The following is a 26,539-nucleotide window of genomic DNA, read 5'->3' on the forward strand; positions in this document are numbered from 1 at the left end:
CTCATATCCAGGTGTCGAGCCACATCCGGGCGTGCCAGTCCGGGTACGGGATCGTCAGGCCCGTGTAGATCGGGAAGAAGTAGACGAAGTTCCAGACGATGAGCAGGACGAGTGTGCCGACCGCCACCGCGCCCCGGTTGCGGCGGTCGGCGCCCGCGCCCGGCGGACCCAGCAACGCGCCCAGCGTCATGGCCACGGCCAGACACAGGTACGGCACGAACACGACGGCGTAGAAGGCGAAGGTCGTACGGTCCTGGTAGAGGAACCAGGGCAGATAGCCGGCCGCCACCGCGCACAGCACGGCGCCCGCCCGCCAGTCCCGGCGCAGTGCCCACCGGAACAGCAGATACCCGAGGGCGCAGCACGCCGTCCACCACAGCAGCGGCGTCCCCAGGGCGACGACGGCCTGGGAACAGCCGGTCAGCGCGTGGCAGCCCGCCTCACCGGGCTCGGGCGACCGGTAGGAGAACAGCACCGGACGGCCGAGGACCAGCCAACTCCACGGGTTCGACTCGTACTTGTGGTAGGCGTCCAGTCCCACGTTGAACCGGTAGACGGCGGACTCGTAGTGCCACAGGCTGCGCAGCGGGGCGGGGATCCACGACCAATCGCCGCCGCGGCCGTCCGCCCAGTGCCGACCGTAGCCGCCGTCGGACAGGAACCAGCCGGTCCACGTCACCACGTACGTCACCACGGCGACCGGCGCGAGGGAGAGCACCGACCGGCCGAGGTCCTTGCGCAGCACCGCCCGGTAGGGGTGCCGTGCCCCCGTGACGCGGCGGGCTCCGACGTCCCACAGCAGGGTCAGGACCATGAAGAAGACCAGGAAGTACAGGCCGTTCCACTTGGTCGAGGCGGCGAGGCCCAGACAGGCTCCGGCCGCGATCCGCCACGGGCGCCATCCCGTACCGGCGTGGTCACCCGTGTCCGCGTCCGGGCGGACATGCCCGTCCGGGGGCACCGGCAACGCCGCCGCGAGCCGGGCCCGGGCGTGGTCCCGGTCGAGCAGCAGGCAGCCGAACGCCGCCAGCACGAAGAACATGACGATCAGGTCGAGCAGCGCGGTCCGGCTCATCACGTAGTGCAGGCCGTCCACCGCCATCAGCGTGCCGGCCAGACAGCCCAGGAACGTGGAACGGAACAGCCGGCGTCCGACGCGGCACAGCATCAGCACCGACAGCGTCCCCAGGAGGGCCGTCATGAAGCGCCAGCCGAACGGCTCGAGACCGAACATCCACTCCCCGACGGCGATCACCCACTTGCCCGCCGGCGGGTGCGCGACGAAGGACCCGGGGTCGGAGAGCGGAATCACCTGCGGGTCGGCCAGCACCTGCGGGTCGGCGATCTTGCGGTCCGGCCAGGTGCCCTCGTAGCCGAGGCGCAGCAGCGACCACGCGCCCTTGGCGTAGTACGTCTCGTCGAAGGCGAGTTCGTGCGGCTGCCCCAGGCGCCAGAAGCGGATCGCTCCCGCCAGCAGGGCGACGAGCAGCGGCCCCAGCCACTCCATCGCGCTCGCGACCCGGTACGCGGGCTCCGGCCCGAGCCCCACGCGTTCCCAGATCCGGGCCCCCGGCTCCGGGAAGGGCGGCACCAGGCGTTCACGCGGGTCGCTCCGAGGCCGCCCCACATACCCGAACGGGCGCAGACGGTCGATCCGTTCGACGGACGCCGTGGTCGGTCGGGGGCCGTGAAGCATCGCGATGACGGAGTCCTTCGAGTGGGTGCGCGAACTGACCCTGGAGATCGTAATAGGCGCACGCGTTCGACCGGCCCGTGCCGGCCCGTCTCGCACAGTGATGACCACCCGATGGCCAACTGCCCGTCGACGGCCGCGAATCCCGGATGCGGGGCGGCGGCTTCCCGTGGTGGGATGCGGCACGTGAGCGAGACACTGCGGGCCCGTATCGAGCGCTACTACACCACCGTGCCCTCGCTGTTCGCGGAGGTCGAGGAGTTCGGGCCGCTGCGGCTGTTCGTGCGCAAGGAGCCGGGCGCCCCGTACTACGGCGGGCCCGGCCACGCTCAGCCCACCACGGGGCGGGCCGCGGCGATCGGTGCCGCCGACATCGCCCGGGTTCGGGCCCGGCAGCGTGAACTCGGTGTCCCGCAAGCGTTCGAGTGGCTGGCCGAGTCGGCGCCCGCGCTGCGGACCGCGATCCAGGACTCCGGACTCCCGGTGTTGGAACGCCCGTTGATGGCGCTCGGTCCGCACCACCGCGTCGACCCGCAGCCGGGGCGGGACGGTGTGACCGTCCGGGCCCTGACAGCCGACGACCCGGCGTTGCCCGCCGCCCTCGCCCTGCCGCGGCTGGCCTTCGCCGACGAGGGCACCGCCGTGGGCGCGGCGGGCCGTGCCCGGTTGGCGGCGGTGGCCGGGGAACTGCTCGCGGACGGCACCGTGGAGACGGTCCGCCCCGTGCTCCGCGCCGGGCACAAGGTGCTGGTCGCCGCCGTCGCCGCGGACGGTACGCCGCTGGCCGTCGGCCACTACCACCCGATGGACGGCACCACCGAGATCGGCGGCATCGGCACGCTGCCCGCCGCCCGTCGGCAGGGCCTGGCCGCGGCCGTCACGGCGGCCCTGGTCGCCCATGCCCGCGACCACGGGGTGAACACCGTCTTCCTCGCCTACGCGCAGGACACCGTGGCCCGCATCTACTCCCGCCTGGGCTTCCGCCCCGCCGACTGCACCCTCCTGATCGCCGACCAGCCCGCCCGGTCGTAACCGCCGCTCGGAGGACTGCCTCGGGGACCTCCCCGTGAGGGTCGCGTGGCTGGGCCGTTCGCGGGTACTCGGGGTCGCGCCGAGGGTCCGACGGGGCCTGCGGGTACGGATGGCGGAAGCGATGCACGAGGAGAGGAGCGGGAGACATGGGACACGGTGGAGACGTCATCGACGAACTGACCACGGACCACGGTGAAGTGGAGGAGATGTTCGGCCGGATCGAGGCACTGCCCTCCGGGGACCCCCAGCGCAAGCAGCACATGGACCAGGTCACCATCGAGCTGGTGCGCCACTCGGTCGCCGAGGAGGCCTACCTCTACCCGGCGGTCCGCGAGCACCTCCCGGACGGCGACGCGATCGCCGACCGTGAGCTGGAGGACCACGCCGAGGCCGAGCGCACCATGAAGGCGCTGGAGCGGTGCGAGGCCGACGACCCCGACTTCGACCTGCTGGCCACCCAGCTGATGAGCGAGATCAGGTCGCACATCCAGGACGAGGAGAACAACCTCTTCCCCCGGCTGCGCGCGGCCTGCTCGGCGGACGCCCTGAACAGCCTCGGCGACAAGGTCCGCACGGCCAAGAAGACGGCCCCGACCCGGCCCCACCCGGCGGCTCCGGACACCCCGCCGGCCAACAAGCTGCTCGCCCCTGGGATGGGCCTGGTCGACCGCATGCGCGACGCGCTGAGCGGCCGGGGCAAGGACGACTGACACGGACGACCGACACGGCCGACGACGGCGGCGGCCGGGCCGGAAGCCGGCGGGAAGACAGCGGAACGGCGGCGGCCGGTGGCACCAGGTGAATCCTGGTTCCACCGGCCGCCGCCGTCGTTCCCGCCCTGCCTCGCGTCACCCCTCGTGGTCCGACGTCCGGCGTCCGTCAGTCGTCACCCCTGACGATGTGCGAGTCCGGCCCGGGCCTCGCCGCACGCGTGCCGTCCCGGTCCGTCAGGGCGGGCAGGCACAGGCGCACGCCCTTCCCGCGCCGGCGCCGGGCCTCGGCCCAACCGCTCTCGCGGACGAGGAGTTTTTCGACGGTGTGCGTGCTCACGGCGTCTCATCTTCTTTCCGGACCGAATGCGAACCGCTTCTTGGTCTGCGGCGTGTGCGCCCACGGGTGCCCGGTGACGCGGCGGCCAAACGGCCCTCAGGGCAGCGGGGTGCCGCCGGTCGCGTTGAGGATCTCCGCCGTGACGAAGCTCGCCCGGTCGGAGGCGAGGAACACGTACGCGGGTGCCATCTCGGCGGGCTGGGCGGGCCGGCCCAGCGGCGCCTGCTTGCCGAACTCCTGCGTGTCCGGGAGCGTCGCCGGGATCAGCGGCGTCCACACGGGCCCCGGCGCCACCGCGTTCACCCGGATGCCGTCCGCGGCGACCATCTGCGCCAGCCCCTGGGTGAACGTCACGATCGCGCCCTTGGTCATGGCGTAGTCGAGCAGGTGCGGACTGGGCTTGTACGCCTGCACGGACGTGGTGTTGATGATCGAACCGCCCGCCGGGATGTGCGGCAGGGCCGCCCGGCACAGCCAGAACATGCCGTAGAGGTTGGTCCGTACGACCCGGTCGAACTGCTCCGTGGTGATGGCGCCGATACCGTCGGGCTGTGCCATCTGGTACGCGGCGTTGTTGATCAGCACGTCGATCCGGCCGAACTCGGCGACGGCCCGGTCGACCAGGCCACGGCACTGCTCCTCCTCGCGTATGTCGCAGGGGACGGCGATCGCCTTCCGCCCGGCCTCCTCGACGAGCCGTACCGTCTCGCGGGCGTCCTCGATCTCCTCCGGCAGATGGGTGAAGAGGACGTCCGCGCCCTCCCGGGCGTAGGCCAGAGCCACCGCCCGGCCGATCCCGGAATCACCGCCGGTCAGGACCGTCCTGCGGTCCGTGAGCAGTCCGCTGCCCCGGTAGGACTCCTCGCCGTGGTCGGGCGGCGGGTCCATCGGCCCGGTCCAGCCGGGATGGTCCTGGTCCTGCTGCGGGAGGTCCGGCCGTGGGTGCCGCTCGACCGGGTTCCGCACGTCGTCGTTCATGGGTACGGCCCTTCGTCGGGTGGGTGGGCGGAGGACGTCCGCCCCGCGTGACCCGTGCCGGGTACCCGCACCGACCTGCTCGACGCCGCGCGGACGCCGGCGCCGGTCGCGGCCGGACGGCGGTGCGCGAGTGGTCGGCGTTCCGGGGTGTGGGGAGCCGAGGTGGGGGGACTTGGTGGGCAGGCCGAGTTTCGGCGGCGCTCCCCTGGGGGCCGGCCCGGCCAGGCTTCTCTGGTTCTGACAACGTGCCGGAGGAGCCGTCCCCCTCGACGGGCTCCGACGTCAGAGGCCGCCCTGTTCGCAGACCCGGCGGGCGACCTCACGGAGCTTGATGTTGTGCTCCTGCGAGAAGCGGCGCAGGACGTCGAACGCCTGGTCCTCGGTCAGGTGGTGGCTGCCCATGAGGATGCCCATGGCCTCGCCGATCACATGCCGGGTGGCGACGGCCTGCTCCAACTGGGCGTGCGTACGCGCGCTGGAGAAGGCGACCGCCGCGTGCGAGGCCAGCAGCCAGCCGGCCAACTCGCTGACCTCGGTGAACGCGCCGGGCTTCCGGGAGTAGAGATTCAGGGCGCCTAGGTCCTCGTCCTCGGTGAACAGCAGGAAGCCCATCATGCTGCCCACACCGAGACGGCGGGCCTCAGGGGCGTAGACGGGCCAGCGCGGCTGCTCCGCGGAGAAATCGGAGATACGGAAGACTCGGTCGCCCTCCGCATCAAGGGCGGCGTCGAAGCAGGGACCCTCCCGCAGCCGTTCCTGGAGCCGGTCGCTGTCGACGACCAGTGGGTCCGTGGGGGCGAGCGTCTCCACCGTCGTGCCGTGCAGCACGAGGATGCCGGCCGCGTCACAGCCCTCCACCAGCTCGGTGGCCGAGGTCGTGATCCGCTCCAGTGTGGCGTCGACCGAAGGCTGTGCCAGCAGGTCGCGCGCCAGCGCCGCCATCTGCTGTGCGAACCGATCCCAGTCCACGCCGTCCTCCGTTCACCCCGGCCCGGAAGGTACTCGTACTCAGCCTTGCACGCGAGCCCCGTGCAGAGGCGGTTACGACAGCCGCCTCAGCGTCTTCCCGGGGCCGGGGCGCGGTACGCCACCCGTCGTCACGGCGTGCGCGAGGTCACCGGGTGTCGACGATGCCGCCGGTCACGGCGATGACCTCGCCGACGGTGTAGCTGGAGCCGGCGTCGGAGGCCAGATAGACGTACGTCGGCGCGATCTCCTCCGGCTGCGCCGAGATGTTGGTCTTGTACGTCCGGTCGAAGTCCTCGGCGGTCAGCTGCTCCAGTTCGAGCTTGCTGTTGAGGTAGGCGGCGTTGCTCACCAGGACGTTCAGCCCGCCGAGCCCCTCCACGGTGCGCTCCACGGCCTCCCGGCAGAACTCCGGGTCCTTGAGGTCGCCCGGCAGCAGCAGACAGCGCCGGCTCTGCTCCTCCACCTCCCGCCGTACGTGCTCCGCGTCCACGCGCTCGTCCGGCAGATGGACGACGGCCACGTCGGCGCCCTCCCTGGCGTAGAGCAGCGCCTCCGCCCGTCCGACACCGGAGTCGCCGCCGGTGATCAGCGCGACCTTGTCCTCGAGTTTTCCGGCGGCGCGGTACCGGTTGGCCCGGTAGCGCGGCGCGGTGCGCATGTCGGCCTCCAGGCCGGGCCGCCGCTGCCTGTCCGAGTCGTAGGGCGGGGAGGGCTCGGCGGCGACCTGTGGTGCGGGCTGTTCGTGCTGGGAGGGCAAGGTGTGCCTTCGCCGGTGCGGTCCACGGCGGGGCGCCGTCGGCCGGGCCGCGCCGTGCTTGCACGCACCGCGTGCCCACCTCGACGCGGCCCGAGCCCCGCGCCGCCGGGCCCGTCCGCCGTGACATCGCGATCGGCAGGTGCGGCTCGCCGCTGACGTGGCACTTGGTGGGGCATGGAGTGGACCGGCAGGGTGATGCGGGAGGCGCGGCGGCGCGGGGCGGCCGCCGTGCGGACGGTGCGGATGGCGTGGGCGGAACCGGGCCGGGAACGGGACCTGGTGGCGCAGGCCGGCAAGGCGGCGCTGGCCGCCTGGGTGGCCTGGGCGGTCGCGGGCTGGTGGCTCGCGGCCCCGATGGCGTTCGTGGCGCCTTGGGTGGCGGTCGTCCTGGTGGAGTCGACGGTGTTCCGGTCGCTCGCCCACGGACTGCAGCAGTTGGGGGCCATCGCGGTGGGCACGGTGGTGGCCACCACCGTGGCGCTGCTGGTGGACCACACACTGGTCACGATGGCCCTGGTGCTGCCGACGGTGCTGCTGCTGGGCCAGTGGCAACGGCTGGGCAGCCAGGGCGTCTACGCGGCCACCGGCGCGCTCTTCGTGCTGACCGGCGGTCAGGTCACCGTCGCCGCGTCGGCCGCCCGCATCGCGGAGGCGGTCTTCGGCGCGCTGGTGGGCGTCGCGGTCAACGCGCTGATCAGGCCCCCGGTGTATCTGCGCGACACCCGCGCCGCGCTGCGGGACGCCGTTCAGGAGGCCGAGGCGATCCTGGACTCGGTGGCGCAGGGGCTGGCCTCCGGCGAATGGGAGGGGCACCAGGCTGGGGAGTGGCACGAGCGCGCACTGCGGTTGGGGCGCCTGGTCGACCAGGCCCGGCAGGCCATCGGGTGGAGCCGGGAGAGCATGCGGGTCAATCCGTGGGGACGCCGCAGGCACGCCACCGCCCCGCCCGGCAAGGCGTACGCCGACGCGTTGGCCGTGCTCGACCATGTGGCCGTCCACACCTCGGGCGTGACCCGGACGGTGTGGGAGGCCGCCGACGGCGGGGGGAAGGCAGCCCGCCCGGACGCGGCGATCGCCCGGCCCTACGCGGATTTCCTGCACCGCACCGCCCGCGCCGTCAGCCTCTACGGACGGACCCGGTTCGCCCCGGGCGGCCCCGACGACGCCGGCGCGGAGGAACTCCGCGAGACGGTCGCGGAACTCCACCGCACCCTCGACGACTTCCGTGCGCGCCTGCCGGGCGCTGTCGCCGACGACCCCGAGGCGCTGGTGACGTACGGGACGCTGCTGGCCCAGGCCCATCGCCTGGCCGACCAACTCGTCCAGCACTGAGGCCCCCGGAGTGGGTCTCGGCGCGGCGCCCGGTAGTTATCCGGTACTTATCCGGGTAGTAAACGGTCATTGTCGATGGATACCGCTCAACTTAGGCGCTGTTGACGGGGCGTCACTACCCTTCGGATACCGCGCTTCACCGACGGGACGCCTGTCGGTCCATGTTCAGCAGGGGGCATTTCATGGGTTCCGTTGAGCGGCCTCGCCGCGTCGTCGTCCCGCCGGGCACACCCGTCGCGCACAGCGGCGCCCGGATCACCGCGCCGTACACGCCCGGACCGGCCGCGACCCGGCAGCTGTTCGCCACCCGGACACCCGAACTCCTCGGGTGCCTGCGCCGGTTGGACGCCGCCGTGGACGACGCCTCGGTCCGGGACATGGCCACGTGGCTGCGCGAGCAGTACGTCGGCCGGGGCGCGCCGGTGCCCGTGGGATTCGTCGCGGCCTGCCTGCTCGGCTCCCCCTACGTGGACCATCGGCTCGGTCTCGACGGGCGCATTCAGGAGCACTGCGCGGCCCGCGACGTGATGCCGCCGCCGTTCGACGCCGCCCGCATGCTGGCCCGCTCGGGCGCGTACGCCTTCGTCGAGGTGTACACCGACGGGCTGGTCCTGCCCGTCCTGCCCGACGGCAGCGTCGTCAGGCCCTGAGCCGGCACACCGCGGCACGGCACCGCACCGCACCGCCCTGCACGGAACGGAGACCCGCGTGAGCGAGATCAACCTCGGCCCGATCATCAATGGAATCAACAACCTGCAGACCCAACTGGAACAATCCGTCACCTCGCTCGGCACTCAGATCGAGAACGTGGATGGCAAGGTCCGTGACGTCAGAGCCGACCAGGTGGAGACGAACGCCCGCCTGGCGGCGTTTCACGGCCAGTTCCTGGAACACGTCGCCAGAACCGAACGCATCGCCGCCGCCCAACGCGCGGAGGTCCGGATCGTCCAGATCAACGACGAGATCGAGCACAAGTACGGCCACCACAAGGTCGTCCGCCGCTCCGCCACCGGCATTCTCCAGGCGTTCGACACCGGGCTCGTGCAGGAGGAGACCGTCCGGCAGGTCAGCGAGGAGCTGATGATCCAGACGCCGCGCTACTGGCTGGCCCCCGCCCTGGTCGGGCTGGCCGCCTGGGCGGGCGACGACGAGGCCCTGTGCGCACGGGCCGTGGAGGAGGCGTTCCGGCGCTCCACATCGAAGACCTCCCTGTTCTTCGCGCTGATCCTGCGCAGACAGGGACGGCAGGAGGCGTCCGTCCGCTGGCTGCGGCACTATCTGGAGGGCCAGGACCCCCGCGTGCTCGGCCGGGAGTTCCAGGTCGTCCTGGAGTGCGTCTCCCAGGGCGCCTTCGGAGCCGCGGGCCGCCAACTGCTCGGTGAGACCCTGGAGGAGTGGCGCCGGCGCCTGCTGGACGACGACGTCGTACGCACCGCCCAGGTGGGACGCTGGCGTCAGGAGATCGACTCCCTGCGGGCCCCGTCCGCCGAGGACGACTTCCCGCGCCTGGCCGACGTGTGCCCCCAGTGGCCCGTGCTGGACGACCTCCTCGCCCGTGCCCGCGCGCACGAGGCCCTCCTCGAACGCTTCCGCACCCTGATGGAGAGCGAACTACTCCCCGCCACCAACCTGGAGGACACGGTCGACGACATCCTCGACGGCCTGGTCCGCAACTCCGACGAGGAAGAGCTCCCCCTGCAACGCAAGTTGCTGCTCAACGAGGCCATCGTGCGCCACGACGGGGACGAGGACGCCGCGCGCCAGGAGGCGGACATGCGCTCCGAGGCACTGGACGAGACCCGCAACTACCTGAGTGTGCAGTCGGTCGCCGCCCTGGACCCCGCGGCCGTGGGCGCCTCGCCCGCCGCGCAGCGGATGGCCGTCGCATCGTGCCAGGAGTGGTTCGCGCAGGCGCACGCCGGATTCAGCCGTGACTACCGGGCCGCCATGCCCCCGAAGATCGAGGTCTCGCTGCGCAACACCTACGGCGTCAGCCACGGCACCCAGCGGTTCAAACTCACCACCTGGACCAAGCCGCTCTCCGACGACCTGCCCGATCTGGAGGCGTCGCTGACCCGGCACTGGAGCGGCTACGTCGACATGTACGTCAAGTCCCTCGCCTACAACTACACCTCCTCCCTCGCCCTCCTCGGTGCCACGGTCGCCGGCATCCTCATGATCTTCCTCGGGGTCCACGTCGGCTTCGCCCTCATCGCGGCCATCGCCGTCGGAGGGATCTGGGGGATCGTCCTGTACAACCGCGCCGACGCCGCGCGCACCGCACAGGAGAAGGCCCGCGAACTCCTCAGCCGGCACATGTCGGAGGCCCTCACCCGGCTCCGGGGCGCCCACGCCGAGCTCACCGACTGGCAACAGCGGTACTGGGCGGCCGACTTCGTCGAGGCCGAGGCCCGCACCTTCATCGCGTCCCTGAACACCGCCACCCACGCACCCTCCCCGTTCGAGGGCCGCGTCGCCGGCACGAGAGGAAACGACCATGAGTGACGATCTCGCCTTCTCCGCGGACGCGACGCCGCCCTGGCTCAGACCGGAGGTCCCGGAACACCTGCGCCCGCTCGCCGCACCCCCCAGGCCGGACCGGCCCCCCGCCGTCCCCGACCAGCGCGACACCGACGCGGCACCGCCGCCCGCATCCACCACCCCGCCCGCCGCACCCGCCCCCTGGGCCTCGGCGCCGGCGCACCCGCCGGGGCGACCCGCGCCGGAACCCGTCACCCGGAGGCTGCGGCGGACCGTGACCGACCTCCCGGCCTGGGAGCCCCTGCCGCCCGGCGAACAGCTCGTACGCCGGCCCCCGAGGGACCTGTGAACGGGGCCCGGTGGGGCGGCGACAGCGCCTACCGGAGCTGGGCCCGGACCCTGGACGAGTGGGCCGACGGCACCCGCACCGACCCCCTCGACCTGCCCTCGCTGTCCCCGGACGACCTGCCCCCCGACACCTGGCAGCGGCTGCTGACCCGTATCGCCTCCGCCGTCGACCGGCGCCTCCAGGCCGGACTCGACCTGATGGTGCGTGAGGTCAACGACGCGGCCGACGAGTTCTCCGTCGGCCGGGCCCTCACCCGCGGCCGTGACGTACTGCGCTCCGTCCGCTCCGTCGTCACCCACCCGAGCCTGCCCGCCGACTTCCGCGCCCGCATGGCGACCCTCATGGACGAGCACACCCGCCTGCTCCAGGAGGAACTCGAACGGAGTGTGCGGGCACTGCTCGCGGAGGGTGCCGATCCCCACGCCGTCGAGACCCGGCGCCGTACCCTGCGCGACAACCCCCTCACCGCCGTGCTGTCCGAACCCACCGCCCCGCCCCCGGTCGGCTGGTACGAGCCCACCGGCCGACGGCGCATCGTCACCCCCGACTGACGGCAACGGCACCCCGGAGAACCCACCATGTCGAACTACTCCGACAGCAAGCGTGACCTGGACCACTACCTCACCGCGCGGGTGCCCGTCGTCGGACTGCGCACCATCGAACAGGCCCGTGCCCTGCGCATGCTCAAAGAGGTGGCGACCCAACCGCGGCGCGCCAACCAGCAGTTCTGGATCCACACCAGAGCCACCGGACTGCGTGACCTGCGGTCGGGAGCGGCGGTCCTCGACGATCGTTCGCTGACCGGCGCCATGGACTTCGCCGCCGGCCAGTTCGCCGCCCGCCCCCACGCCACCCTCGTCCTGGTCGACCCCGGGGAGCTGGAGTCCGACACCCCCTTCACCCGCAACGTCGCCGAACTGGCCCGTATCGCCGACACCCACGCCGGATGCGTCGTCCTCATCACGGACAACCCCATCTGGAGCGGTCTGCAACGACTCGGCATGAGCCTCCAGCTGGACCTGCCGAACGCCGACGAGATGTACGCGACCATCAGCGCGTTCCTCACCGACCACCGGGGCGTGGTCTCCATCGCCTGGACCGAGCACGACGCCCGCAGGGCCGCCGAGTTCCTCCAGGGAGTCACCGAGGGCGAGGCGGTGAACCTCATGGCCACGCTCATCGCCAAGGGGTCCGTGGAGGCCGCCGACGTACTGACCCTCGCCAGCTCCAAGGACCGCATCTTCAACAACCTCGCCGGACTCGAACGCCTCGCCCTCAAGGACGTCGACTACTCCGTCGGCGGCCTCACCAACCTGCGCGGCTGGCTGGACCGCAAACACCGGCTCATCCACACGGACCTGCGCGGCACCCAACTGCGCCCGCCGCGCGGTGTCCTGCTCGTCGGTGTCCCCGGCTGCGGCAAGTCCCTGTCGGCGAAGGCCATCGCCCAGCAGTGGCGGCTGCCGCTCTACCGGCTGGACATGGCCAGCATCCACGGCCGCTACCTGGGCGAGTCCGAGGGACGGATGCGGGAGGCGCTGGACGCCGCCGACCGGGTCGCCCCCTGCATCCTGTGGATCGACGAGATCGAGAAGGGACTGGCCGGCAGCCACGACAGCTCCGGCGTCCAGCAGCGCATCATCGGGCAGTTCCTGTTCTGGCTCCAGGAGTCGGACTCCCGGGTCTTCGTGGTCGCCACCGCCAACGACGTCCGCAGCCTGCCGCCCGAGCTGCTGCGCAAGGGACGCTTCGACGAACTCTTCTTCGTGGACCTGCCGGACGACCAGGACCGCAGGGAGATCATCACCCTCTACTACCGGCGCTACGTCAAGGCCGAACCCCACCCGGACCAGGTCGACCGGCTCGTCGAGCTCTCCGAGGGCTTCGCGGGCTCCGACATCGAGTCCGCCCTCCACGACGTCGGCGCCGAGGTCCTGCTCGGCGGCGGGGTGGAGCGGCTCGAACCGTCGTTCGTCGAGGAGACGTTCGCCAACACGGCTCCCCTCAGCCGCAGCAACCCCGAACAGATCGAGGAGATCCGCGCCTGGGGCCGGGAGCGCGCGGTACCCGCCGGACGGTCCGGCCTCGCCACCACCACCCCCGGCGCGGGCACCCCGCGCAGGGTGGTCGTCCTCGGCGACACCTGAGAGGGGCGACGCCTGATGGGGGAGGCGTGGGTGGCCCTGGCGGTGGCCACGGTCGGCGTCGTGGGCACGCTGGGCGCCGCGCTGCTGACGCAGAGCAGGGCCGACCGCACCAAACGCCTGGAGCTCCAGGCCCTGGCCCGGCAGCAGGGCGAGGAGCGCGAACACGCCGAGCGACTGCGCCGGGCCGAGCTGTCCGCGGCCCGCGTACATGAACGGCACGAACTGCGGCGGGCCTGTTGCGTCGCCCTGAACACCGCCGCCCGGCAGTACCAGACCGCCCAGGTCAACCTGTGGCACGCCCTGCGGGACGACAGCGGGGTGGGCGACTGCGCGGACCGCTTGGACGAGCGCCGCGTCGCCCACCGCGAGGCCTACGCCGAGGCGCAGTTGATCCTGCCGACCCCCGTGCTGGTCTCCGCGGGCGCCGCGAGCAGACAGCTCAACAGCGGATACGGCACGCTCCGCAAGCTCGTCGCCGCCGCGCCCGTGGACGCAGCGACCCTGGACGCGTTCGACCCGGAGGTGCGCAAGGCGTGGGCGCTGCTGGCGGACATGCGTCAGGAGATGCGCCGAGACCTGGGCGTCGACGACGTCGGTGCGTGATGTCCCGCCTCACTGCCCGTGGTGCGTGAACGACGCCCAGATCTCCAACTCGTCCGGCGGCCCGTGCGAGGTGTCCTCCAACAGCGCTTCGCACCCGGCCAGTTCGGGAGGCAGGACCCGGTCGGGGTCCAGCATCCACAGCTGGGCCGCCCGCAGTGCGTCCCGGGGCGGCGTGCCCTGCCTCATGTGGTGGTGGACGAGGAGCACCAGCAGCGTGGTCCGGGGGTCGTCCGCGACGGCCCAGCGGGAGCCGACGACCGCCGTGGCGCCCGCGCCCAGGAAGGCCGTTGCCAGGGTGAGGGCCTCGTCGTGGTCGCTGAGGGTCAGATCGCTCGTGCAGTTGGCGAGCAGGACCGTGCCGCCGGGCATCCCGGGATCGCGGCCCGCGGCGCCGGTCAGCAGATCCTGCACCGAGACCGTGTGCGTGGCGTCCAGTTTGAGGACGGAGTCGTTGGAGGTCGCGCCGGTGTCCGCGTGACAGTTGACGTGCAGCAGCGCGGTCGGCGAGGGACCCCGGCCGGGCAGGAACGGTTCGAGCGACCGGGGCTCCGGCGGCAGCGCCCCGCCGGTGCCCGCGCCTTCGCCCATCCCACCGATCACGGTGACCCGGGGATGGAGGGAGGCGACGAGCGTCGCCTCCCGGTGCATGGTGGGGGACCCGTCCGGGTCCACGACGACGGCCACGGCACCCTCGCCCAGGACGGCCGTGGGGCGGGCCGCCACCTCGATGAGCTGACGGGCACTGGCGCAGTACGAGATGACGGCCCGCGCGCACGCGTGATCGGTCCTTGCCGCGTCCCGCCCACCGGCCGTCGAGGTCGTGGACGCCGGGCAGCGTGCCGCGTGCCAGGGGACGATGCCGAGCGGGCCCACGGGCGCGAGGACGATGCGTGGAACGCGGCCCGGCCACCAGGACTCGGCGGCCTCCAGGAGGGGTGCCATCGCGACCTCACCGGCCCACGAGCACAGCCGCTCCAGCGCCGACCGCCACCTCCCCTCCAGCAGAAGCAGAGCCCGCCGGCCGCGCTCACGCATGACCAGCGGGGCGTGCGGGCCGGGCGGCTCCCTGCGCCCCTCCTCCTGGAAGGCCTGCAGAGCGGCGTCGTACGCGCCGACCGGGCCGGTGGACAGCGAGGTCAGCCCGGGCAGCCGCAACGAACGCACGGCACCCGTCGCTGTGACGATCACCGCATGGCCACCCGCCCCGTCCTCCCCGGGCACGAGATAGGCGAGCGCGTCGGTCCCGAGCCGGCGCAGCGTGCGCCCGAGCACCCCCGGCGAGGGCGCGGACAGCAGCCGCTTCTCGGCGGCACTGCCCGCCAGTGCCTCCAGCACACGGCGCCGCAGATCGTCGGGCACCTCGCTCAGTCGGCCGCCGTCGACGGCCGCCCGTACCCAGGCCTCAGCCAGCTCGGCATGACCGGCGTCGCGCAGCAGATCGGGGACGGTGACGTTCATCGTCGCCGCGTTCAGCACCAGCCCCCGGCCGAGTTCGAGCGCCTCGAACGCCGCCTCGGGCAGCTGGTCGGCAAGGCTCCACCGGACCAGCCGCAGCATGTCCGGTGCGATGGCCCGCGCGGCTTCGAGCCCATGGTCCGCGCCCGACTGCAGCAGCACGGAACGGCCGTACGCGGTCAGAGCCGATCTGCCCGTCTCGCGGGCCAGCCGCCGGTGTTCGGCGTCCCGCGGGCCGAAGGCGCGGTGGGCGAGGGCGATCGTCCGGATCAGCGCGATGGCGAAGGGGTCGCCCGGGCTCGCGTTGAGGACCACCCACGCCTCACGCAGGACGGCGATCGCCTCCTCCAGCTCCTCGCGCCGTCCCGACTCCAGGTACCGGGTGAGCAGCAGGGTGCCCAGCCCGTACAGACACCGCCCGCGCGACCCGTGGAACTCGTGCGGACCCTCCTCCGCCGCACCCCGCAGCAGGGCGATGCCCTGACCGAGAGCGTCGAGCCGGCCGGGCACCGCCGTCGGCCGCCCCTCGACGACCGTGTGCTGCGCCAGGGCCGCCGCCGCGCGCAGACGCAGGGCGGGGCGGTGGGGACTCCCTGCCGGGCACGTCGTCGCGGCCTCGACGAGCGCGCCGACGGCGGCCCCGACGGCCTCGGTGTTCCCCGCCTCGCGCGCCTCGCGCAGGGCGTGCGCCGCCAGTTCGGTACGGACGGCCGGCACCCGGGGATGGTCCGGCGGCAGCGTGCGCCCGGCCTCCTGCCAGGCGCGCACGGCGTCGGCCGCCAGCCTCGGGGAGGGGCGCCGGCGGGCACGCGCGAGCAGCAGCCACGCCGTTCCCGCGGCGGCCAGCAGCTCGGCCCGGAAGGGGGCGTGGCCCGTCGGCTCCGAGGCGCGGAAGAGATGCGGCGGGACCCGAGGGTCGCCCGCCTCGGCCAACACGGTGTGCAGCGGCGGTCGGACGACGTGCTCCGGCGTGCGATCGAGCAGTACGTCGTACTCGTGGACGGCGGCGTCCAGATCGGCGTGGTCGCCCAGCAGGACATGCCGGTCGAGGAGGAGACCGGCCAGGAACTCGGCACACCGGTCGATGAGCGCCGTGGTGGCCGGGGCGGGGAGTGCGGTGGTGGTCGAGGTGGCGAGTGCCTGCCGGACGAGGGTGATCGCCCGCGTCAGGTCCTGGCCGTCGCGTTCCCGGAGCCAGCGGCGGTAGTGCGTCAGGGCCCGTGCGGCGGCCACGGCCGCGCTCGCCGGTTTGTCGTCGCCGGCCAGGATCTCGGCGACCCGGCCCGACGGAAGGGCGAACGGGTCGGGCGTTCCGTCCCCGAGCAGCACGGTCGCCGCCGGGTCGATCGTGGGCGGGGTGAGCACGTCCCCGTCGTGCCGCGACTCCGACGGGGCGGGGGTACCAGGGGCGGGGGTCGACGGCGGAGGAGCGGGGCTCTCCGGCCGGGTCCCCGGCGGCCGGCCCGGCCGCTCCTGACCCGAGGCCGCCGGGAACAACGTACGCAACAGCGCCTGGAAGTCCGTGACCGCTCCCTGGCGCAACGCCTCGTCGATCAGCCCGCGTGTCGTGGAGCCCGGCGGGAGCAGGGCGCGGGCCTGACGGAGGGTCGCCGTGGTGGTGGCCCGGTCCGTGAGGGTGGCCTCTCCCGTCCGGTCGAGGACGAGCCCCAGGGTGCCGGCGATGGCCAGCATGACGGCCTTCATCCCCCAGGCCTCGGGTTCCAGCAGCGGGGCGGACCGCCGCAACCGGTCCGACCACGCACGGCAGTTCGCCGCCGGAGGCATCCCGCCGGGTGACCGCAGGATGCCCACCATGACGGAGAGGAAGACGAAGTACGGCTCCTGCTCCGCGTCGGCGGGGTCCAACAGCCCGGCGAGCAGCTGCAGATCGTCCTCGACCGTGGGGAACCCGCTGACGTCCGGAAGCGGTCGCTCGGGGTCCTGCGGGGCGGTGAACGGGTCCGTGTACCAGACGCGGTAGACCATCGCGGCGCGGAAGGAGCCGTAGAGGTCCTCGTCGCGGAACTGGCTGTCGGCCGGGGCGCGTTCGAGGACCACGCGCAGGATCCGCAGGGCGTCGCGGAGGGATGCGTGCCGGACCTCGGGCAGCGTGCAGGCGAAGTCCAGCAGCAGGGCGATGCCCAGCACGCACTGGGCGCCCAGATGGAGTTCGTCCTCGTGGTGATAGAGACCGGTCGCCGTGCGCAGCAGGTCGATGGCCTCCCGGAGGTCTGCCATCATGCGGGGCTCGGCACGGGCCGGTGACAGGGCCGGGTCGGCGGTGCCGGTCCGCAGCGCGCCGTGGGACAGGTCGTACATGTACGGCGAGCCGCGGTCGATCGCCCGCTGGTTCAGGGTGATCGCGGTCTTGAGGACGAGTTCGGCCCGGTCGGCGTCGTCGGGCCCGATGAGGGAGGCGAGTTCACGTGCGCGGGCGGCGAGACGGTCGACGCCGTCGCCGTCCAGCAGTCCGTTCGACAACTCGATCCAGAGCAGGTCGACGATCGCCGCCAGACACGCCACCCGTTCCTCGCCGGCCTCGGGGAGCCGGGTCAGCGCCTCTTCCCACAGGGTTTCTGCCTCGGCGCGGTCGTCGGCCGGGGCGGGGTCGTCGGGGTGCTGGGCCTCGCGGTTGCGCTCGGACCGGTCCGCCAGGGCCAGCCCCAGGTTCGTGGCGATCCGGTGGGCCGCCTCCTGCGGCAGCGCGGGGTGGGTGAGGGCGGTCCGGTACCAGTGCACGGCCATCGCCTGGGCCCGCTGCCCCGAGTCGTACTGCATCAGCGCGTCGCACACGTCCGCGCCCAGTTCGGCCGCGTCGGCACCGTCCGGACCGGGGTCCGTCACGAGGGGCCGCAGCACCTCCAGTACGGCACCGAACTCCGCGGCGGCCTCCGGGGATCGGGGTCCGGGGCGGTCCTCCTGTTCGTAGCGGTCGTACAGTTCGAGCAAGGACAGCAGCGCGAGGTCGAAGGCCACGGTGGGGCGCAGGTCCGGGTCGAGGTCGTCGGAGTCGTGTGCCGCCCGCAGGTGTACGACGGCGGCGCGGCGGTCCGCGAGCCGTTCCGGAGTGGAGTGGTCGGGGCAGCGGCAGCGGTCCGACAGGACCAGACCCAGCACCGCGCGGCACAGGGTGGCGACCGGTACGTGGCGCTCGTCCGGGCCGCCGAGGATCGGGCCGAGCAGGTCGACGACCCGGTCGGCGTCGGCCGACCGCCGGGGGCCGGCCTCGCTCGTGCGCCAGCGTTCCGCTAGGTCGAGGGCGAGTTCGCAGCGGACGAGCACCAGATCGCCGCGGTCGGGCGGGGTGCCGGGTCCGGTGGAGTGGTACGCCTCGGTGGCCAGGGAATGCGCGCGCTCCAGGCGGGCGATCGTGTCGTCCAGATCCGAGGGTGCCTGTCCGTGCCTGTAGCGGAGCCGGGCCGCGTCGGCGGACATCCCGAGCAGCAGCCGGAGTTCGTCCGGGCCGGTGGGGGAGCCGGACAGTTGCGTCAGGTTCCACTCGGCCTCGTCGAGCAGGTCCACGACGGGTCCTCGGTCCCCCTGCTCCAGGGCGTCCTCGGCCGCTTCGAGGAGTTGGACGACGAGGTCGATCCGAGCGAAACGATCAGGTCTCCCGGAATCCCCGGAGTGATCATCGATTCCCTGATTCTCGGTGTACACGAAATCCCCCTGCCCGTTTCGGGGAATGCTCCCCGTACCGGCTCCCGAATTGCCAATCGGATCGTAGCTCACTAGCGTACGGCCGCATCCGGATTCCGGATTCCAGGAGGGGAACGAATGGACGAGTACGAGCAGCAACTAATCGCCGCGCTCGTGTCGGAACCACAGTCGATCCGGGAAAAACTCTCCCCGGAGGACCGGGAACAACTCGACGTCCTGCTGGACCTCGTCGCCGAGGGCGGCAGCGAGGAACGGCTGCGGGGGATCGCCCGCGCCCTCGCCGCCCATCTGCGCGCGGCCCTGCCGGGCGACCAGGGACGGGCGGTGGGCCGGCGCTACACCTCCTCGTCGCTCGTCCAGCGGCCGCCGCACGACGTGCTCCTGGAACGCTTCGCACCGGGCGGGACGGGAGCGCCGGGCGTGCCGAGCAGGACGGGAGTGCCGGGCGGTGGCGCTGAAGGGGCCCGGGACGTCCATGGGACACCGCCAGCGCCGGTGCGCTGGGCCTCCGCGCGTGAGCGGCTCCTGGCCGAGCCCGCCCTGACGGAGACGGACCTGACGGAACTCTTCGGCGTCGCGGCCGACCAGCCCGGACTGATCAGACTGCGCGCGTCGGCCGGGCCCGAGCAGTTGCCGGCGTTCCAGTTCGACGCCGAGGGCCGCCCTCGGCCACTGGTGCTGGCCATCAACGCGATGCTGGGGGCGGCGGCGGACCCGTGGGGGGTGGCCGACTGGTGGCTGGGCCCCAATCCGTGGCTGGACGCCGCGCCGGCGACCCTGCTCGGCACGGGGCTGGACGATCAACTGCTCGCCGCCGCGAGCGTGGTGGGGGAGGACGACTGACATGGCCCGTGGAGCGAAACTGCCCGAGAAGGGCACGGCGAACGCGCGGAAGGTGGTCCGCCGGGCGGGCGAGGTCTTCTACCGGGTGCACTCGGGGCACCGCCGGGCGCACCACTTCAATCCGGAGCCGCGGGACCACCACTTCGGCGGCGGTCGCTTCGACAGCACTCCGAACGATTCCTACGCGTACCTGTACGCGGCCCCCAAACCCGAGACCGCGATCATCGAGAGGTTCGTCCGCACCCTGCGCTTCGACGGGCAGGGCAACCACCGGGTCCTGCCGCTGAAGGAACTGGAGGGCAGGCTGCTGTCCCAGGTGCGGCTCACCCGGGACGTCGAGCTGGTCTCCCTGTGCAGCATCGTCCACCTCAACGCCGTGCAGCAGAGCGACTGGTGGCTGGTGGAGTCGGAGCCCACGGAGTACGCGTTCACCCGGCGCTGGGGGCACTGGCTGCGCGGCGAGGCGGACTGGGCGGACGGCTTCGTCTGGCGGTCGCGGCTGGACGGCCCCAACGAGTCCTTGGTCCTCTTCGGTGCCGCCGCCGAGAACGACCTGCTGACGGAGACGGACGAGCCGCCGAGGGTCCTCGACGACGAGGACGGTCTGCGGTGGCTGGCCGCGACCCTGGAGGACTACCGCGTCGAGATCGGGACGGTCGACCCCGCGCCGGGCATCGGCTCCTGACACCCGCCCCCGCCCCGGCCCCGTACGCCCCCGCCCGGGCGCTTTCCGGGCGGGAACCGGTAGCTTTCCGGATTTCCCCGGAGGATCGGCCAAAGGGGGTTCCGGCACCCGTGGCGTGCGTGCATACTTCTGATCGAAAGGCCGCAGTGAGAACACGGGGAATGGCGGGGGAAAGTCGGGGGAATGCGGCAGGAATAGAGCACGGTATTCGAGATTCCCGGGCGAGAGGATTCGGATACCGTGCTCCCTCGTGATTCAGGGACGCCTGTCGCTCAGCACGTCGAAGACCACGCGGGCACTGACCGGATTGCGCGTCACCAGATGCACCGACCAGTCGGGGTCGGCCTTGAGCACCTGCTCCAGCGTTCCGACGACGGTCTCGGCGCTGGTCCGCGCGTCGAGCCCGCCCCGGCCGGCCCCGAGCAGGGGCAGGGCGACGGACCGCAGCGGGACCCGGCCCGCACGGCGTTCCGCCGCCGCCAGTTCGAACACGCGCCGTACGGCCGCCGCGACGGCATCGGGCGCGGTCTCGTAGCCGTCGCCCGTCGCCGAGGGCGTGGCGACCGCGGCGTGGAGGATCCGCCGCACCCCCTGCGCCGACAGGGCCCCCGGTGAGGTGACAGCCACCGTGCCCGCCGCCACGGGCAGCCCGGGCACCCCGAACTTCCGTACCCAGGCCGCGAGTTGCCGGGCTATCACGTCGTCCGTGATGCGGCCGACGGAGTCCTTGGCGGCACCGGCCCGGCGCAGACTGCCGGAGACCGTGCGGCGGAACGTCTTGGACATCTCGAAGTAGATGTTCTCCGAGGAGACCAGGACGTCCACGCCGGTGACGAGTTCGATGGGTGCCACATGCACGGTGAGCAGCACGTCCCCGTGGGGGAAGGCGGTCCGCACCACATGGCGTCCCGCCCGGACGGGCACGACGGCCTCCGCGGGTGTCGGCGCCGCGCCGACACCCGCGGAGGCCCCCTCCCGGGAACCCGGCAGGGGCGTGGTGTCGCGACCCTCCCCGTTCAGGAGCGCCCGCGCGACCTGCTGGAGCATCAGCTTCTCCTGATGCTTGCGGAACCGCTCCGCGCCGACCCGGTAGACGTGCGCCGCCCGCTCCCGGCGTTCCTTGCCCGACAGGTCGCGGGTGCCGGGGGCGAAACCGAACGAGTGCAGGGCCGCGTCGCGCAACAGTGCCCCGTCGAGGCCCAGCACCACGGTGTGCAGCAGTCGCTCGACGGCCTCCGGTGCCACGCGGACGCCCGGTGCGGATGTCTCCGCACCGGGCGTCCTGGCCGCGACGCAGGCGTACAGGGTCTCGAGCTTCGCCTCGTGCAGCCGCAGCAGACCCAGTGCCCGGACCCGGCCCAGTTCGTCGACCAGCTTGTGCGACGCCGTCGAGACGTCGGGGTCGGCCTGCTCCTGCTCATCGGTCACCGCTCAAGGATGGGCAGGGCGCCCGCGCCGGGCAAGCGGTTTGGGACGATCGGGAGAAAAGGGTCCAGGCGTTCGAATCCGGCTACTCGCCCGACGGTGCCGTCAGGGTCACACCCAGGCCGACCGGGGTGCCGAAGTTCGGGGTGCCGTCGGCGTTCCAGGTGAACTTCTGTGCCCGGGTGGACCGGTTCATGTCGCAGCCTCCGGAGGCGGAGTTGTTGGCGTGGTAGACCATCCAGTCCTCGGTCCCGTCGGGCGACTTGAAGAAGCCGTTGTGGCCGGGCCCGTAGACCCCGTTGGCGTTGGACCGCTGGAAGACCGGGTTGGGGGACTTGACCCAGGAGGACGAGTTCAGCGGGTCGCCGCCGTTGTACGTGAGCATGCCCAGCTTGTAGTCGGGTGTGGAGCAGTGGCTGGCCGAGTAGACGATGAAGGTCCTGCCGCCCCGCTGCAACACCTCGGCGCCCTCGTTGACCGCGCCGCCCACCGTCTCCCAGCTGTACGTCGGCGTGGACAGCACCCGGCGGGTGCCGCTCGCGGTCCACGGGTTCGACAGCGGCCGGATGAACATGGGCTGCGAGCCGTTGTAGTAGGTGCCCAACAGGTACAGCTTGCCGTCGAGTTGCAGGATCCCCGGGTCCAGTTCCCAGGTGTTGTCCTGGGTCGGGTCGAGCAGGTCGGCCTTGAAGCTGTAGGGGCCCATCGGGTCCAGCCCGGCGCTCTCCAGGACGTGGATCCGCTGGGTGCCCAGGTCGAACGGCTCCCGGCCGGCGGTGTAGTAGAAGTACCAGCGCCTGCCGTTCGGTCCGTCGAGCAGATGGAACTCCGGTGCCCACATCGTGCCGGCCCCGTTGGGCCGGTTCAGGTTGAAGATCACCTGCTCGGTCGCGCTGGAGAGCCCGGCCAGCGTGCTCGACTTGCGCATGGTGATCGTCGAGTTCCAGGTCGTGGTGGCGAGGTAGTAGAAGCCGTCGTGGTACGTCAGCCACGGGTCGGGGCCGCGCGGGACCAGCGGGTTGGTGAACGTCTTCGGGGCGGTGCCGCCGCCGGTGAAGCCGGGCAGCCGCCACACCCTGCCGCTCGCCGTGGCGCACGGCAGCTGCACCAGGTTGGTGTCGGAGGCCGACGAACCGCCGCTCGGCGTGACGCACTTGCCCGAGCCCACGGAGACCAGGTTGAAGGTCTTGTCGGTGCCGGACACCGACACGGGGGTGAGCCGCCACTGCTGGTTGGTCGCGCCGTGACAGGGCCACTGGATGATCGCGGCGTTGTCCGCCGCGGACGCACCGTACACATCGACGCACTGCCCGGACCGGGTGGTGATCGTGTAGACATCGGCCGTGTTCGCGACCGGTGTGAAGGAGAGGCTCTGGTTCGCCCCGCCGGCGCAGGCGAAGGCCCGCAGCTGTGTCCCGTTGGTGGTCGAACTACCGGGCAGGTCCAGGCAGTTGCCGCCGTTCTGGTTCACCCCCGTCGAGGTGAAGGAGACGGCGGCGGCCGCAGGCTGCGGTGCCACCAGGAAGGCGACCGCCAGGGCGACCGTGGCGATCAACGCGGACAGCAACCTGGAGCGGGTCGCGGACGGGAATCTGGAACGGGTCACGGTCCGTACACCTTTGCTTCGAGGAGGCCGACGGAGTTGGTGCCGTTGCCGGTGAGCAGCACCCGGAGCCGGGTGGTGCTCGTGGCGTCGAAGGAGACGGTGTTGTACTGGTTCCTGGCCAGCGGATAGCCACCGGCGCCCGGCACATCGACGTAGGCGCTGCCGTTCCAGTACTGGAGCTTCCACGAGGCGGGCATGTCGATGCCCTGGTCGTCGTCGAAGAAGTACACCTCCGCCTTGTTCAGGGTCTTCGCCGACGGCCAGGTCAGCTCGGCCCACTGCTGGCCCGTTTCCGGCCAGGTTCCCCAGCGCGGGTTCACGGTGTCGTTGGACGACGGCGGGTCGATCCCGTCGTTGACGGCGGTGACGCTCTCCCAGGGTGAGGTGTACGACGCCGACGCCGTGGCGGAGGCCGCCTGGTTGGCCGGTGGCTGAACCCCGCCCCGGTTGAACACCTTGACCTCGGTGAGGCCCGTCTTCGCGCCGGAGGCGTGGGTGGCGAGGACCCGGACGCGCTGGGCGCTGATCGAGGGGAACTGCACCCGGTTGTAGTTGGCGCGTGGCGTCGTCGGGCTCTTCGTCTGGTCGGGGACGCCCACCCACGAACTGCCGTTGTAGTACTGGATCGTGTACGCGGCGGGCGTCCGATAGGTGGTGTTCGCCGGGCGGCTGTCCTTGAAGTGCAGGCGGACCTCGTTGAGCGTGCGCGAGGTGCCGAAGTTCAGCTCGTACCAGTCCTGGCTGTTGGCCGAGCCGCCCGCGCCCCAGAAGGGCTCGTTGGTGGGGTAGCCGTCGACCGCGCCGGCGACCGTGCTGCCCGAGCCGGTGTGGGAGGCGGTCGCGGTCGCGCCGGCGGCCAGATTGGTGAGGTCGGCGGTGAGGTCGACGCCCGCCTTGGCGAGCATGTCGACCATCTGCGGGCTGTCCTGCACGACCTGGTTGGGCGCCTTCAGCCCGGACTTGGCCGCGTGGTGGGTGACCGTGCCGCCGGTGGTGACATCACCCGTGGCCGGGTCCCAGGTCAGGGGCACCAGCGAGTCGACCGTGGCGACCCGGTCGCCGTTGACGTAGACCGAGTAGCCCTCGGGGATGCCGGGGTAGCGCACCACGCCGTCGGCCGGGTCGTCCCAGACGATGGACAGATCGGCGCCCCGGTAGCGGAGGTTGTTGACGGTGAAGTGGCTCCAGCCGATGTCGATCGGGGACAGCTCCACCTTGGCGTCGCTGCGCGGCCGCAGTCCGGCGACGTCCTCGATGACCGTCCAGTTGCTGCTGCCGAGGATGTTGTGGTGGATCCAGGAGCGGTAGTTGATCGAGCTGCCGTTCCAGTCCGCCCAGAACTCGTTGGCGTCGGGCCACTGGGTGTTGCCGCCGACGTACTGCGCCCAGGTGTTCCAGTAGAGGAGCTTCTTGTAGTCGGTCGCGCTCATCCAGGAGTTGGGGTAGTTGCGCAGCACCGACGAGTACAGCCGGAACTGCACGGTCGAGTTGATCGTCGAGAAGTTGTTGGAGCCCGGCTCCCCGGCGTCCGCCGCCGCCTTCTTGTCGACCTGGTTGGCCGTGTAGAAGGGGAAGATCGGGTACTGGGCCGGGTCGTCGTAGAGCCGCAGTGCCTGCCGGTACGTCGCGGTGTTGGGGACCGCGCCGACGGAGAACGGGTAGTAGTTGTTGATCTCCTTCCAGGGAACCCACTCGTTGGTCGACTTGAGCCGGTGCTCGAACAGCTGCCGGTTCGGGTTCCACAGCACGTTCACGATCGCGTCCTTGATCTGGTTCGCGAGCGTGCGCATCTCGGTGGCCTTGGCCGTGTTCCCGATCGACTCGTACGCCTGGGCGGCGGCGAGTGCGCCGCTGTACTGGTAGGCGGACTCGGCGCGGTCCATGTTTCCGGGCTTCCAGTGGAAGGAGACGGCGTCGGCGTCGTTGCCGGTCAGGGCGCCCCAGTCGTACTCGATCAGCTTGTTGTTGTCGTGGTCGTAGTGCGCGAGCTGCCCCTTGACGTCACCCTCGGCGTAGCGGGCCAGGTTGGCGGCGATGCCCGGCTGGCCGCCGTGGATCTGGTAGCTCTTCCAGGCCGCCTCGGCGATGTACTGGGTGTAGCTGTTGGACCAGTTCTCCGGGTCGCCGGGATTGTCGAGGAAGCGGCCGCCCTTCGACGTCTGGCCCACGCTCAGCCAGTCCCCGTACGCGTAGGCCGGGTTGCGCAGGTACTTGAGGTCGTCGATGTGCATCGGCTGGGTGAGCGCGATGGCGTTGTTGTAGCCGAGGACGCCCTCGGTGGAGGTCGGGAACTGGAAGGTCTGCCCGGGGATGTCGGCGTCGAGGCTGTTGAAGCGCATCAGCCACCAGCGGTAGTAGATGTTCTTCTTGATCGCCGGCTCGGGCACGTCGATGTAGGGCACGTTCTGCGCCCACCACAGGTTGTAGGCCCTGACGTGGGTGGCGAACGCGGTGGCGGACGAGTACCCGGCGTAGGCGTTGTACTCGGTCAGCGACTGGGGTATCTCGTCGGCGACGAAGCCCATCACCACCTTGGCCGTCACCGTGGCCCCGGCGGCGATCGTCACCGACCGGTTCAGGCCCGCCTCGGAGACGGCGAAACCGTCGCCGGTGAGGCGCGGGCGCAGGGTGGTCAGGTTGTTGTAGGCGTTGACCTGGCCGGTCAGCTCGCTGCCGCTGCCGGAGGTGGCGTACGGCGAGGTCGCCCGGAGCTGGAGCGTCGTCGACGCGGAACCGTTGTTCCTGATGGACAGGTTGGTCACCGCGACGTTGTTGTCGGTGATGAACTTCGTCTGGTCGACGGTGATCGAGCCGCTGGTGTGGACGCTCTTCCAGTGGCTGGGGGTCTGCCGCCGCTGGGTGACCTGCTCCGTGAAGGTGCCCGGGGTGATCGCCACCGTGTAGGCGTTGTTGTCGCTGATGCTCTCCCAGTAGGCGGACTTGCCGCCGAAACCGAGCTGGGCCGGGTTGTGCTCCTTCATGAAGAGGGCCCGGCCGCGGCTCATCAGCCAGGGCCCGGCCGGGTCGTTGCCGGAGCGGGCGAGCAGCCGGTCCATCCAGAAGTCGGTGCCCGAACTCTCCGCGTCGTAGACGGCCTTCATCATGTCGCCGGAGGTGTGGGCGACCGGTGGTGCCGGGATCGCGGGCCCGCCGAAGGTGGGGAACCCGATGGTCTGCGCCGCCGCGGCCGGGGGAGCGGCGACGACGGAACATGCGCTGAGGGCCAGGGCCACGAGGAGACACCTCGTGCGCCGGCGTCGTACCAGGAGGACGTGCGGTCTTCTCATCGACAGGCTCCCTGTCCCGTTGACGACACGTGCGCGTGAACCGGGGAGTGCGGAAAAGCGACCTGAAAGGTTTTCGCAACGTAGGAGCGGGCTGTTGAAGTGTCAAGGGAGGTGGGAGAGAGGCGAGTTCACGGGGCAAACGGTTCAGGACACGCAGACGTCACACGCGCCCCCGTCCCTCGCTGCG

At 71.9% G+C, this 26,539-nt stretch carries 20 protein-coding genes; 11 read left to right on the forward strand and 9 right to left on the reverse strand.

Features of this window, described 5'->3' with window-relative positions:
* Window position 1: 1 nt before the first annotated feature.
* Window positions 2-1,696 carry a dolichyl-phosphate-mannose--protein mannosyltransferase gene (locus PUR53_RS39045; RefSeq protein ID WP_329911502.1) on the reverse strand — a complete coding sequence of 565 codons (1,695 nt, stop codon included), beginning with the start codon at window positions 1,694-1,696 and terminating at the stop codon, window positions 2-4.
* A 174-nt stretch (window positions 1,697-1,870) separates the two neighbouring features.
* On the opposite strand from PUR53_RS39045, the gene PUR53_RS39050 reads away from it, so the two are divergent.
* Together PUR53_RS39050 and PUR53_RS39055 are read left to right on the forward strand one after the other, a co-directional pair.
* The gene (locus PUR53_RS39050; protein ID WP_329911503.1) at window positions 1,871-2,725 is read left to right on the forward strand and encodes a GNAT family N-acetyltransferase; all 855 of its coding nucleotides are present in this window, start codon (window positions 1,871-1,873) and stop codon (window positions 2,723-2,725) included.
* A 146-nt stretch (window positions 2,726-2,871) separates the two neighbouring features.
* Window positions 2,872-3,435 carry a hemerythrin domain-containing protein gene (locus tag PUR53_RS39055; RefSeq protein WP_329896580.1) on the forward strand — a complete coding sequence of 188 codons (564 nt, stop codon included), beginning with the start codon at window positions 2,872-2,874 and terminating at the stop codon, window positions 3,433-3,435.
* 169 nt (window positions 3,436-3,604) lie between these two features.
* Here PUR53_RS39055 and PUR53_RS39060 read toward each other — a convergent pair whose 3' ends face one another.
* The 4 genes from PUR53_RS39060 to PUR53_RS39075 form a co-directional block, all read right to left on the reverse strand.
* The gene (locus PUR53_RS39060; RefSeq protein ID WP_329896579.1) at window positions 3,605-3,775 is read right to left on the reverse strand and encodes a hypothetical protein; all 171 of its coding nucleotides are present in this window, start codon (window positions 3,773-3,775) and stop codon (window positions 3,605-3,607) included.
* Window positions 3,776-3,871: 96 nt separating this feature from the next.
* On the reverse strand, window positions 3,872-4,753 hold the full coding sequence (locus PUR53_RS39065) for an SDR family oxidoreductase (protein ID WP_329911504.1): 882 nt from the start codon (window positions 4,751-4,753) through the stop codon (window positions 3,872-3,874).
* Window positions 4,754-5,035: 282 nt separating this feature from the next.
* A complete protein-coding gene (locus PUR53_RS39070) occupies window positions 5,036-5,695 on the reverse strand; it encodes an ANTAR domain-containing protein (RefSeq protein ID WP_443080416.1) in 660 nt (219 codons plus the stop codon).
* Window positions 5,696-5,867: 172 nt separating this feature from the next.
* Window positions 5,868-6,479, reverse strand: coding sequence for an SDR family oxidoreductase (locus PUR53_RS39075; protein ID WP_329896576.1), 612 nt, complete (start codon window positions 6,477-6,479; stop codon window positions 5,868-5,870).
* 174 nt (window positions 6,480-6,653) lie between these two features.
* On the opposite strand from PUR53_RS39075, the gene PUR53_RS39080 reads away from it, so the two are divergent.
* The 7 genes from PUR53_RS39080 to PUR53_RS39110 all read left to right on the forward strand — a co-directional run bounded on the left by PUR53_RS39080 (window position 6,654) and on the right by PUR53_RS39110 (window position 13,391).
* Window positions 6,654-7,811, forward strand: coding sequence for an FUSC family protein (locus PUR53_RS39080; RefSeq protein WP_329911506.1), 1,158 nt, complete (start codon window positions 6,654-6,656; stop codon window positions 7,809-7,811).
* A gap of 182 nt (window positions 7,812-7,993) precedes the next feature.
* The gene (locus PUR53_RS39085; RefSeq protein ID WP_329896574.1) at window positions 7,994-8,461 is read left to right on the forward strand and encodes a hypothetical protein; all 468 of its coding nucleotides are present in this window, start codon (window positions 7,994-7,996) and stop codon (window positions 8,459-8,461) included.
* A gap of 58 nt (window positions 8,462-8,519) precedes the next feature.
* Complete coding sequence (locus PUR53_RS39090; RefSeq protein ID WP_329896573.1) at window positions 8,520-10,316, forward strand: hypothetical protein; 1,797 nt, start codon at window positions 8,520-8,522, stop codon at window positions 10,314-10,316.
* The gene (locus PUR53_RS39095) at window positions 10,309-10,641 is read left to right on the forward strand and encodes a hypothetical protein (protein ID WP_329896572.1); all 333 of its coding nucleotides are present in this window, start codon (window positions 10,309-10,311) and stop codon (window positions 10,639-10,641) included. Before PUR53_RS39090 ends, PUR53_RS39095 begins: the two co-directional genes overlap by 8 nt.
* On the forward strand, window positions 10,638-11,192 hold the full coding sequence (locus tag PUR53_RS39100; RefSeq protein WP_329896571.1) for a hypothetical protein: 555 nt from the start codon (window positions 10,638-10,640) through the stop codon (window positions 11,190-11,192). Before PUR53_RS39095 ends, PUR53_RS39100 begins: the two co-directional genes overlap by 4 nt.
* Before the next feature lie 27 nt (window positions 11,193-11,219).
* Entirely contained in the window at window positions 11,220-12,788 is a 1,569-nt protein-coding gene (locus PUR53_RS39105) for an AAA family ATPase (RefSeq protein WP_329896570.1), read from the forward strand.
* A 15-nt stretch (window positions 12,789-12,803) separates the two neighbouring features.
* On the forward strand, window positions 12,804-13,391 hold the full coding sequence (locus tag PUR53_RS39110) for a hypothetical protein (protein ID WP_329896569.1): 588 nt from the start codon (window positions 12,804-12,806) through the stop codon (window positions 13,389-13,391).
* Window positions 13,392-13,400: 9 nt separating this feature from the next.
* Here PUR53_RS39110 and PUR53_RS39115 read toward each other — a convergent pair whose 3' ends face one another.
* Entirely contained in the window at window positions 13,401-18,506 is a 5,106-nt protein-coding gene (locus PUR53_RS39115; protein ID WP_329911508.1) for a CHAT domain-containing protein, read from the reverse strand.
* A gap of 117 nt (window positions 18,507-18,623) precedes the next feature.
* On the opposite strand from PUR53_RS39115, the gene PUR53_RS39120 reads away from it, so the two are divergent.
* Together PUR53_RS39120 and PUR53_RS39125 are read left to right on the forward strand one after the other, a co-directional pair.
* A complete protein-coding gene (locus PUR53_RS39120; RefSeq protein WP_329911509.1) occupies window positions 18,624-19,349 on the forward strand; it encodes a DUF3168 domain-containing protein in 726 nt (241 codons plus the stop codon).
* 1 nt (window position 19,350) lies between these two features.
* The gene (locus tag PUR53_RS39125; RefSeq protein ID WP_329896566.1) at window positions 19,351-20,034 is read left to right on the forward strand and encodes an RES family NAD+ phosphorylase; all 684 of its coding nucleotides are present in this window, start codon (window positions 19,351-19,353) and stop codon (window positions 20,032-20,034) included.
* A 255-nt stretch (window positions 20,035-20,289) separates the two neighbouring features.
* Here PUR53_RS39125 and PUR53_RS39130 read toward each other — a convergent pair whose 3' ends face one another.
* From PUR53_RS39130 to PUR53_RS39140, 3 genes are all read right to left on the reverse strand, one after another.
* On the reverse strand, window positions 20,290-21,462 hold the full coding sequence (locus PUR53_RS39130; RefSeq protein WP_329911511.1) for a macro domain-containing protein: 1,173 nt from the start codon (window positions 21,460-21,462) through the stop codon (window positions 20,290-20,292).
* Window positions 21,463-21,544: 82 nt separating this feature from the next.
* Window positions 21,545-23,065 carry a family 43 glycosylhydrolase gene (locus PUR53_RS39135; protein WP_329911513.1) on the reverse strand — a complete coding sequence of 507 codons (1,521 nt, stop codon included), beginning with the start codon at window positions 23,063-23,065 and terminating at the stop codon, window positions 21,545-21,547.
* A complete protein-coding gene (locus PUR53_RS39140; RefSeq protein ID WP_329911515.1) occupies window positions 23,062-26,352 on the reverse strand; it encodes a discoidin domain-containing protein in 3,291 nt (1,096 codons plus the stop codon). Before PUR53_RS39140 ends, PUR53_RS39135 begins: the two co-directional genes overlap by 4 nt.
* Window positions 26,353-26,539: the final 187 nt, after the last annotated feature.

The organism is Streptomyces sp. SP18BB07, assembly GCF_036322545.1.
Taxonomy (GTDB): domain Bacteria; phylum Actinomycetota; class Actinomycetes; order Streptomycetales; family Streptomycetaceae; genus Streptomyces; species Streptomyces deccanensis.

What these genes read in the sequence shown, in the direction of transcription:
- PUR53_RS39045 (WP_329911502.1), bottom strand. Translation starts at nt 1,696, where the DNA reads ATGCTTCACGGCCCCCGACCGACCACGGCGTCCGTCGAACGGATCGAC.
- PUR53_RS39050 (WP_329911503.1), top strand. Translation starts at nt 1,871, where the DNA reads ATGCGGCACGTGAGCGAGACACTGCGGGCCCGTATCGAGCGCTACTAC.
- PUR53_RS39055 (WP_329896580.1), top strand. Translation starts at nt 2,872, where the DNA reads ATGGGACACGGTGGAGACGTCATCGACGAACTGACCACGGACCACGGT.
- PUR53_RS39065 (WP_329911504.1), bottom strand. Translation starts at nt 4,753, where the DNA reads ATGAACGACGACGTGCGGAACCCGGTCGAGCGGCACCCACGGCCGGAC.
- PUR53_RS39070 (WP_443080416.1), bottom strand. Translation starts at nt 5,695, where the DNA reads ATGGCGGCGCTGGCGCGCGACCTGCTGGCACAGCCTTCGGTCGACGCC.
- PUR53_RS39080 (WP_329911506.1), top strand. Translation starts at nt 6,654, where the DNA reads ATGGAGTGGACCGGCAGGGTGATGCGGGAGGCGCGGCGGCGCGGGGCG.
- PUR53_RS39085 (WP_329896574.1), top strand. Translation starts at nt 7,994, where the DNA reads ATGGGTTCCGTTGAGCGGCCTCGCCGCGTCGTCGTCCCGCCGGGCACA.
- PUR53_RS39095 (WP_329896572.1), top strand. Translation starts at nt 10,309, where the DNA reads ATGAGTGACGATCTCGCCTTCTCCGCGGACGCGACGCCGCCCTGGCTC.
- PUR53_RS39105 (WP_329896570.1), top strand. Translation starts at nt 11,220, where the DNA reads ATGTCGAACTACTCCGACAGCAAGCGTGACCTGGACCACTACCTCACC.
- PUR53_RS39110 (WP_329896569.1), top strand. Translation starts at nt 12,804, where the DNA reads ATGGGGGAGGCGTGGGTGGCCCTGGCGGTGGCCACGGTCGGCGTCGTG.
- PUR53_RS39120 (WP_329911509.1), top strand. Translation starts at nt 18,624, where the DNA reads ATGGACGAGTACGAGCAGCAACTAATCGCCGCGCTCGTGTCGGAACCA.
- PUR53_RS39125 (WP_329896566.1), top strand. Translation starts at nt 19,351, where the DNA reads ATGGCCCGTGGAGCGAAACTGCCCGAGAAGGGCACGGCGAACGCGCGG.
- PUR53_RS39140 (WP_329911515.1), bottom strand. Translation starts at nt 26,352, where the DNA reads ATGAGAAGACCGCACGTCCTCCTGGTACGACGCCGGCGCACGAGGTGT.